Annotated in this window: 2 protein-coding genes and 1 pseudogene; 2 read left to right on the top strand and 1 reads right to left on the bottom strand. The window is 37.1% G+C overall.

Features of this window, described 5'->3' with window-relative positions:
* Nucleotides 1-100: 100 nt before the first annotated feature.
* Together BAZSYMA_RS04445 and pdxH are read left to right on the top strand one after the other, a co-directional pair.
* Nucleotides 101-280, top strand: a pseudogene (locus BAZSYMA_RS04445) (IS1595 family transposase); the annotation flags it as partial.
* Nucleotides 281-381: 101 nt separating this feature from the next.
* On the top strand, nucleotides 382-1,014 hold the full coding sequence (gene pdxH / locus BAZSYMA_RS04440; protein ID WP_180323638.1) for a pyridoxamine 5'-phosphate oxidase: 633 nt from the start codon (nucleotides 382-384) through the stop codon (nucleotides 1,012-1,014).
* Here the strand turns inward: pdxH and aroE are convergent.
* Nucleotides 995-1,670 (bottom strand): shikimate dehydrogenase (aroE, locus tag BAZSYMA_RS04435; RefSeq protein WP_143243101.1); only part of this gene is annotated, 676 nt, incomplete at its 5' end. The two genes, pdxH and aroE, sit on opposite strands and share 20 nt — an antisense overlap.

Genomic DNA, 1,670 nt, shown 5'->3' with positions numbered 1-1,670 from the left:
TTAAACCCAGCCTTAGCCCTGCTAGGACAAGGTTTAAATAAATCACCAATTGGGCAAAAATTGGATTTTGCTAATCATTCCTATTTATGCAAAGGTCTCTAATGGCATTGAATCATTTTGGGGTTATGCTAAAAATAGACTGGTAAAGTTTAAAGGAATGAATAAAAGTATGTTTAATTTAGACCTTAAAGAATGCGAATTTAGATTCAATAATCTCAAGCAAAATATTTATAAAATTTTGCTTGGAATGTTTAGAAAAGAGTCGCTTAAGTTATCATGACCCAAAAAATATATTGTGTGATTAAGTCCTTATATAAATATAAATAGCCATTAAAATACGAGATTTCTAATCATTTTTATTTATACAAAACTTTTATGACTATTGATTTAATTAAGTTAAGGCGCGAACTTACCAGTAACGGCATTTCTAATGCTGATTTAGACAGTGATCCTTTTGTGCAGTTTAAAATTTGGATGAATCAAGCGGTTGATGCTGGGCTCACTTTGCCAAATGCGATGAGTCTAGCCACCAGTGATGAAAGTGGGGTGGGTATTAGAACAGTTTTATTGAAAACCTTTAATGAGCAGGGGTTTGTATTTTTTACCAATTATAATTCTAAAAAATCTAAGCAAATCTCTAGCAACCCTAAAGTGGCACTATTGTTTCCTTGGTTGGATTTGGAGCGTCAGGTAAAGATTTCTGGTACGGTAGAAAAAATATCAACTTTAGAATCCATTAAGTATTTTGCTTCTCGCCCTAAAGATTCTCAACTGGGTGCTTGGGCATCAAAGCAATCATCGATTTTGAATTCAAGACAAGTTTTGCTTTCTGAGTTTGATGTAATGAAGCGAAAATTTAGCGAAGGCGAAGTGCCTTTGCCAGATTTTTGGGGTGGTTATCGTGTGGTGCCATCTACGATTGAGTTTTGGCAAGGTAGAGAAAATCGCTTGCATGATAGATTTGTTTATGCGCGTAAAGATGATGTATGGGAGATTAATCGTTTAGCGCCCTGATTGCCTCAATCACTGTCTGAGTTTTAGGCTGTTTACCCGTCCAGAATTCAAATGCGCTAGCTGCTTGCTCAACCAACATGCCCAGACCATCAACAACCATTGATGCGTTATTATTCTGTGCCCAGTCCATGAAAGGGGTTTGCTTGCCATACATTAAATCATAACAAATTGCATTATTGGCTACGCCAGCGGTAATATTTGGCATCTGTTTCTCTAATGAAGCGCTGGTGGCGTTGATAATAATATCAACAGGGCCATCTTTGATTTTTTCTAAACCAAAGCCACAAGTTTCGCCATAAGACTCAAAGTCTTTGGCGAGTTGAGTGGCTTTTGACGCAGTACGATTGGCAATCATTACCTGTGCAGGTCGTTGTTGCAATAAAGGCAATAAGATGCCACGAGTTGCACCACCTGCCCCTAAAATTAACACAATTTTATTTTGTAAATCAATGCCAAGATTTTTAGTTAAGTCATTGAGTAGTCCAATGCCATCAGTATTTTCACCTATCAAGGTATTACCATCAACTTTAATGGTATTAACTGCGCCTGCAGTTTGCGCGTTGATTGAGTGCTTTGTTGCTAAGTTAAAAGCGTCAACTTTAAAGGGTACAGTAATATTAAATCCCTTGCCTCCTTGAGCGATAAAGTCTTGTGTT

It is taken from the genome of Bathymodiolus azoricus thioautotrophic gill symbiont (assembly GCF_001298715.1).
Classification (GTDB): Bacteria; Pseudomonadota; Gammaproteobacteria; order PS1; family Pseudothioglobaceae; genus Thiodubiliella.
The sequence above is the reverse complement of the archived record's forward strand: the minus strand, read 5'-3'. Positions and strand labels throughout refer to the sequence as shown.